The organism is Streptomyces sp. MS191, from assembly GCF_008042125.1.
Taxonomy (GTDB): domain Bacteria; phylum Actinomycetota; class Actinomycetes; order Streptomycetales; family Streptomycetaceae; genus Streptomyces.
The window spans coordinates 40,311-46,715 of sequence record NZ_RDBI01000040.1 but is presented as its reverse complement, the minus strand read 5'-3'; the positions used below and the strand labels follow the sequence as shown (position 1 = coordinate 46,715).

Below are 6,405 nucleotides of genomic sequence, written 5' to 3'. Positions count from 1 at the left end.
GCCCCATGCACCTCGACCACTCCCACGAAGGCACCGTCGGCCCCGCCGCCGTCTCCGCCGACGCCCGCCGCCCCGACGGCACCCGCCGCGCGCTGCGCATCGGCCTGGGCGGCCCCGTCGGTTCCGGCAAGACGGCGACCGTCGCCGCGCTCTGCCGTGACCTGCGCGACCGGCTCTCCATCGCCGTCGTCACCAACGACATCTACACCCGCGAGGACGCCGAGTTCCTGCTCCGCAACGCCGTCCTGCCCCCCGAGCGGATCCAGGCCGTGGAGACCGGGGCCTGCCCCCACACCGCGATCCGGGACGACATCTCCGCCAATCTCGAAGCCGTCGAGGAGCTGGAGGACACCGTCGGACCGCTCGACCTGATCCTGGTCGAATCGGGCGGCGACAACCTCACCGCCACCTTCTCCAAGGGCCTCGTCGACGCCCAGATCTTCGTCATCGACGTGGCCGGCGGCGACGACATCCCCCGCAAGGGCGGTCCCGGCGTCACCACCGCGGACCTGCTCGTCGTCAACAAGACCGACCTCGCGCCCTACGTCGGCTCCGACCTGGAGCGGATGGCGCGGGACGCCAAGGAGCAGCGCGGCGACCTGCCCGTCGCCTTCACCTCGCTCACCGGCGAGCAGGGCGTCGCCCCGGTGGCCGACTGGGTCCGCGAGCGCCTCGCCGCCTGGTCCGCATGAGCCTGCGCGCCACCGCCCGGATCGTCGCCGAAGCCGGCGGCGCCCTGCCCCTGCTGGAGAGCGACGGGCCGCTCGCCCTCCGCCGGACCCGCGGCGCGGGCCCGTACACGCACGTCACCGTCGTCGGGGCCATGAGCGCTCCGCTCGGCGGTGACCGGCTCGCCATCGAGGCGGACGTGCGCGCCGGGGCGCGACTGCGGGTCGACTCGGCGGCCGCCACGATCGCCCTGCCCGGTCGCACCGCCGAGCCCGCGACCTACGACGTCCGGCTCACCGTCGGCGCCGACGGTGACCTGCGCTGGCTCCCCGAGCCGCTCGTCTCCGCCCGCGGTTCCGACCTGCGGATGCGGACGACCGTCGAACTCGCCCCCGACGCACGGCTGGTGCTGCGCGAGGAGCAGATCCTCGGCCGCCACGGGGAGGAACCCGGCACGCTCCTCACCCGGCTGACCGTACGCCGTGGGGGCCGGCCGCTGCTCGACCAGGAGCTCCGCCTCGGACCGGGCGCACCGGACGGCTGGGACGGCGGAGCGGTCCTGGACGGCCACCGTGCCACCGGGCAACTGCTCTTCGTGGCACCGGAGTTCGAGGAGAAGCCGGTGGAGACGAGACTGCTCGGTGAGCACGCCGTCCTCACCCCGCTCGCCGGACCCGCGGCGCTCGTCACCGCCATCGCCCCCGACGCGCTCCGGCTGCGCCGCGTCCTCGACGAGGCCCTGCACGCGCTGGCCCCCTCCTGAGTGCTCCGCTCAGCGGTACTCGGGTGTCCGGTTATTGGTTCGGCAAAGAAACACGTGTACGCCCTTTTGTTGTGAGCGGGTCAGGCGAAAGGATCCACCGGACAGACTGACCGACTTCACGGCGCCGCGACGGGGGCGGCGCCGACAGAGGGGGAGGAACCACGTGAGACGCGCTCGTGTGCTCGGCTCGGCCGGCACTCTGATAGCGGGCACGCTGATGGCGACCACGCTGGCGGCACCGGCCGCCACCGCCCACAGCCGCGACCACCGTCCGGACTCGGAGGCGCGCGGCGCCGCCGTCGCGGCCGACCGGGCCGCGAAGCAGGGCATCGACTGGAAGGACTGTCCGGCCGACTGGGGCCTGGAGAAGCCGATCCAGTGCGGCTGGGTCACCGTCCCGGTCGACTACGCGAAGCCGAACGGCAAGCAGATCAAGCTCGCCGTCGACCGCATCGCCGCCACCGGCACGGCCGCGGAGCGCCAGGGCGCGCTCCTGTACAACCCGGGTGGCCCCGGCGGTTCCGGACTGCGGTTCCCGCGCCGGGTCACCACCAAGAACGCGATCTGGGCGAACGCCGCGAAGGCCTACGACTTCGTGGGCTTCGACCCGCGCGGCGTCGGCAAGTCGGCCCCCATCTCCTGCGTCGACCCGACCGAGTTCGTCAAGGGCCCCAAGCCCGACCCGGTCCCCGACAGCGAGGCCGACAAGCGCGCCCAGCGCAAGCTGGCCGCCGAGTACGCGGCCGGCTGCGCGGAGAAGAGCGGCGACATGCTGCCGCACATGACCACGCCCAACACCGCCCGCGACCTCGACGTCATCCGCGCCGCGCTCGGCGAGAAGAAGCTCAACTTCGTCGGCGTCTCCTACGGCACCTACCTCGGCGCGGTGTACGGCACCCTCTTCCCGACCCACGTCCGCCGCATGGTGCTGGACAGCGTCGTGAACCCCTCGACGCGCAAGATCTGGTACGAGGTCAACCTCGACCAGGACATCGCCTTCGAGGGCCGGCTCAAGGACTGGATGACCTGGGTCGCCCAGCACGACGCCACCTACCACCTGGGTGACACCTACGCCGAGGTCCGGCAGCAGTGGGACACCCTGCGTGCCGCCGCGAAGAAGAACCCGCTGGGCGGCAAGGTCGGACCGGCCGAGCTCGTCGGCTTCTTCCAGAACGCCCCGTACTACGACTCGATGTGGGCCCCGGTCGCCGAGGCGTGGAGCGCCTACGCCGCCGGCGACCCGCAGCCGCTGATCGATTCCGCCGCCGCGGACCTGACCGACACGGCCGGCAACATCGCCTCGGAGAACGGCAACGCGGTCTACACCGCCGTCGAGTGCGCCGACGCGCCCTGGCCGACCAGCTGGAAGAAGTGGGACCGGGACAACACCCGGCTCCACGAGCAGTACCCGTTCATGACCTGGGCCAACGCCTGGATGAACCTGCCCTGCGCCACCTGGTCCGCGCCGCGCCAGCGGCCGACCGAGGTCCGCACCGGCAAGGGCCTTCCGCCGGTGCTCATCGCCCAGTCCGAGCGGGACGCGGCCACGCCGTACGCCGGCGCCGTCGAACTGCACAAGCGGTTCAAGGGATCGCGTCTGATCACGGAGAAGGACGCCGGCTCGCACGGCATCACCAACCTGGTCAACCCCTGCCTCAACACCAAGGTCGAGGCGTACCTGCTGACCGGGCAGCTGGACGGCAAGGACGTGACGTGCGCGCCGCACGCCACGCCGCAGCCGTAGTCACCGGGTGACACGGTGAGAAGCGAGGGGCGGCCGTCGAACGACGGCCGCCCCTCCGCGCTCGGCGGCCGTGCCGCACCAGCCCGGGCCGCCGCGCCCGGGCCGAACGGCCCTGCCCCGCTCCCGGGCCCGTCAGCGCTTCCGGCGCGGGAACCGCCGGGGTGTCCCGGGCTTCGCCGCCTCGGCCTCCTTGACCCGGGCCGCGTACTCGTCGACGTACTCCTGCCCGGACAGGGCCAGGATCTCGTACATGATCTCGTCCGTGACGGCGCGGATCGCGGCCTTCTCGCCCTCCATGCCCGCGAAGCGGGAGAAGTCCAGCGGAGCCCCGAAGCGGATCGTGACCCGCTTGAGCTTCGGCACCACCTTGCCGGGCGGCTGGATCTCGAAGGTCCCGACCATGGCACACGGGATCACCGGAACCCCGGCCGTGATCGCCATGACCGCGACCCCGACCTTCCCCTTGTAGAGACGCCCGTCGTGCGAACGGGTGCCCTCGGGATAGATGCCCAGCAGTTCGTCCTTCGCGAGCACGCCGAGCCCCTCCCGGATGGCGGCCTGACCGGCCTCCTTGCCGGAGCGGTCGACCGGGATCTGCCCGGCGCTGCGGAAGAACGCGGCCGTCAGCCGGCCCTTGAGGCCCGGGCCCGTGAAGTACTCCTGCTTGGCGAGGAACGTGATGCGCCGCCTGAGGACGACCGGCATCAGGAAGTGGTCCGAGAACGACAGGTGATTGCCGGCCACGATGGCCGCCCCGTGGTCCGGAACGTGCTCCAGACCCTCGATGCGCGGGCGGAACGCCAGCCTCAGCAATGGCCCGAGCAGGACGTACTTGAGCACGTGGTAGAACACCGGCTGCCCCCGATCACTTGTGTGGCCTCCTTTGTAACCACTCGCGCACCCGTGGTCCACTGGTGGGGGAGACAAGGACCGATGGCAGCCGCGCGCCGACGCTCACGGCCCGGCGCAGCCGTCACCGCGCTGCTGTGCGCGCTGATGACCGCCGGGCTGTACGGGTGCGCCGACTCCGGGACCCCCGCACCGTACAGCCCGGCCCGGCCCCACACCGGCCTCGGCGCCGCCGACCTGGTCTACGTCGAACAGGTCGAGGCGGGTCAGACCAGGCTGCTGGCCGTCTTCTCCTCACGGCTGCCCGACCGGACGGGCCCCGTCCGCAGTGCCCGGGAGTCCGACATCGAGCTGCTGGCCCAGTTCGGCCACCCGGCGCTGGCCTACTCCGGCTCCCAGACGGCGCTGAAACCACTCCTCGAGGCCGCCCCCCTGGAGGCGCTGCCCCCGGAGGACGCCCCACGGGCCTTCGTGCGGAGCTTCGCCCGCCCCGCGCCCCACAACCTCTACCTGTTGCCGGGACGGGCGCTCGCGGCCGCACCGCAGGCGGGCCCGGCCCAGGACATCGGCTTCCGCTTCGGCCCGGCGCCGGACGGCGGCACCCCGGTGCGGGAACGGACCGTCCGCTACCCCGCGGCCCGCTACACCTTCACCTGGTCCGGTGCGGACAAGGCCTGGCGGGTGGCGATGGACGGCCGGCCCGCGCGGACCACGGACGGCGGCCCGCTGAAGCCGGTGACGGTCGTGGTGCAGTACGTCGACATCCATCCGTCGCGGTTCCACGACTTCCTGGGGAGCGTCTCCCCGTACACCGAGACCGTCGGGTCGGGGAACGCGGTCGTGCTGCGCGACGGACGCGCCCACGACGCCCGCTGGAGCCGTCCCACGGGTGCGACGGGCACCACCTTCACCACCCCGACCGGGGCGGCGATGACCTTCGCCCCCGGCCAGGTCTGGGTGGTCCTCGCCCCGCGCGGATGACGGGGTCAGGGCTGCGGCCCGGGCCGCCCCGGGCCCCGGCCGGGCCCGGCCGGCACGCTGCTGTCGGCGGCGGCCATCCCGATCGTGATCACGCCCAGCACCACCCAGCCGAACCACAGCCAGCCGCTGCTGCCCAGTGCCACCGTGTACGCGGTCGTCAGCACCAGGGCCGCGACAGTGATCACGCTCATCGCCTTCGTGGGACCGGACATGGGTCCGCCCTCCTCATGACGGGGCCGTCCAGCCCATCGTGACCCCGCAGGAGGGGTGCGCGCTACTCCCCGGACGCCCCCGGCGTGCGCCGGAACCCACGGAAGGCGAACGTCCGGGTCTGTCCGGTCGGTCGTCGCGGGTCCGGGAGGACGGTCAGGGCAGGGACTGCTGTCCGCGGGTGCGGAGCGAGGCGAGGTACGCGTTGTACGCCGCCAGCTCCTTGTCCCCGTCGCGGTCCGCGGCCCGGTCCTTGCGCACGGCCTGGCGCTGCTCGGAGTGGTACCACTGGTAGACCAGGGCGATCAGGACCAGCACCGAGGGGATCTCGCTGAACGCCCAGGCGATGCCGCCCGCCGCGTTCTGGTCGGCGAGCGCGTCGATCCCGAGCGAGGCCGGCGGGTTCTCGTACGCCTTGACCATCGGCTGGGTCGCCATCATCAGCGCGATGCCGAAGAAGGCGTGGAACGGCATGCCCGCGAAGAGCTCCAGCATCCGCATGACGTAGCCGGGGCGGTGCGGCCCCGGGTCGACGCCCATGATCGGCCAGAAGAAGACCAGACCGACGGCGAGGAAGTGCACCATCATCGCGATGTGCCCGATCTTCGAGCCCATCAGGGTGTCGAAGACCGGGGTGAAGTAAAAGCCGTAGAGGCTCGCGATGAACAGCGGGATCGTGAACGCCGGATGCGTGACGACCCGCATGTAGCGGCTGTGCAGCAGCATCAGCAGCCACTCGCGCGGACCCTTCGTGCCGCGCGCCGCGACCGGCAGGGCGCGCAGCGCCAGGGTCACGGGCGCACCGAGGAGCAGCAGGATCGGCGAGAGCATGGAGACGACCATGTGCTGCACCATGTGCACGCTGAACATGACCATGCCGTAGTCGTTCAGCTTGGTGCACATCACCAGGGCCACGCTCAGCACGCCGGTCACGAAGAAGACCGTCCGGCTGACCGGCCAGCCGTCGCCGCGGCTCCGCAGCCGCGCCACGCCCCAGCCGTACAGGGCGAGCGCCACGAGGCATCCGACCAGGAAGAAGGGGTCCGCCGAGAACTCCAGTCCCCGCCCCAGCGTGAACGGCGGCAGATCCGTGGTCATGCCGTGCCCGCTGTGATCCATCTGCGTACTCCTGGAGCCCGATTCGCGCTTGTTGTCCGCACCAGACTAGAACCGCCCCCGTTCGCGGATG

At 72.2% G+C, this 6,405-nt stretch carries 7 protein-coding genes; 4 read left to right on the top strand and 3 right to left on the bottom strand.

Annotated features, from left to right (window positions below):
- Positions 1-5: 5 nt before the first annotated feature.
- The 3 genes from ureG to EAO71_RS06945 all read left to right on the top strand — a co-directional run bounded on the left by ureG (position 6) and on the right by EAO71_RS06945 (position 3,176).
- A complete protein-coding gene (ureG, locus tag EAO71_RS06955; protein ID WP_147976912.1) occupies positions 6-692 on the top strand; it encodes an urease accessory protein UreG in 687 nt (228 codons plus the stop codon).
- Positions 689-1,432 (top strand): urease accessory protein UreD, encoded by a 744-nt coding sequence (locus EAO71_RS06950; RefSeq protein ID WP_147976911.1) that lies wholly within the window; start codon positions 689-691, stop codon positions 1,430-1,432. The genes ureG and EAO71_RS06950 overlap by 4 nt, the downstream gene beginning before the upstream one ends.
- A 163-nt stretch (positions 1,433-1,595) precedes the next feature.
- The gene (locus EAO71_RS06945) at positions 1,596-3,176 is read left to right on the top strand and encodes an alpha/beta hydrolase (protein WP_147976910.1); all 1,581 of its coding nucleotides are present in this window, start codon (positions 1,596-1,598) and stop codon (positions 3,174-3,176) included.
- 132 nt (positions 3,177-3,308) lie between these two features.
- Here EAO71_RS06945 and EAO71_RS06940 read toward each other — a convergent pair whose 3' ends face one another.
- Positions 3,309-4,028 carry a lysophospholipid acyltransferase family protein gene (locus EAO71_RS06940; protein WP_147976909.1) on the bottom strand — a complete coding sequence of 240 codons (720 nt, stop codon included), beginning with the start codon at positions 4,026-4,028 and terminating at the stop codon, positions 3,309-3,311.
- 81 nt (positions 4,029-4,109) lie between these two features.
- Here EAO71_RS06940 and EAO71_RS06935 point away from each other — a divergent pair, with 81 nt between their 5' ends.
- Complete coding sequence (locus EAO71_RS06935) at positions 4,110-5,006, top strand: DUF3048 domain-containing protein (RefSeq protein ID WP_147976908.1); 897 nt, start codon at positions 4,110-4,112, stop codon at positions 5,004-5,006.
- 5 nt (positions 5,007-5,011) lie between these two features.
- Here the strand turns inward: EAO71_RS06935 and EAO71_RS06930 are convergent, their stop codons facing one another.
- Both EAO71_RS06930 and EAO71_RS06925 read right to left on the bottom strand, forming a co-directional pair.
- Positions 5,012-5,218, bottom strand: a complete 207-nt coding sequence (locus EAO71_RS06930) for a hypothetical protein (protein ID WP_147976907.1) — start codon at positions 5,216-5,218, stop codon at positions 5,012-5,014.
- 154 nt (positions 5,219-5,372) lie between these two features.
- Positions 5,373-6,335 (bottom strand): cytochrome c oxidase assembly protein, encoded by a 963-nt coding sequence (locus EAO71_RS06925; RefSeq protein WP_147976906.1) that lies wholly within the window; start codon positions 6,333-6,335, stop codon positions 5,373-5,375.
- Between the last annotated feature and the right edge of the window lie 70 nt (positions 6,336-6,405).

Excerpts from the sequence above, each read along its gene's own strand:
- EAO71_RS06930 (WP_147976907.1), bottom strand. The coding sequence starts at position 5,218 with ATGTCCGGTCCCACGAAGGCGATGAGCGTGATCACTGTCGCGGCCCTG.
- ureG (WP_147976912.1), top strand. The coding sequence starts at position 6 with ATGCACCTCGACCACTCCCACGAAGGCACCGTCGGCCCCGCCGCCGTC.
- EAO71_RS06950 (WP_147976911.1), top strand. The coding sequence starts at position 689 with ATGAGCCTGCGCGCCACCGCCCGGATCGTCGCCGAAGCCGGCGGCGCC.
- EAO71_RS06935 (WP_147976908.1), top strand. The coding sequence starts at position 4,110 with ATGGCAGCCGCGCGCCGACGCTCACGGCCCGGCGCAGCCGTCACCGCG.
- EAO71_RS06925 (WP_147976906.1), bottom strand. The coding sequence starts at position 6,335 with ATGGATCACAGCGGGCACGGCATGACCACGGATCTGCCGCCGTTCACG.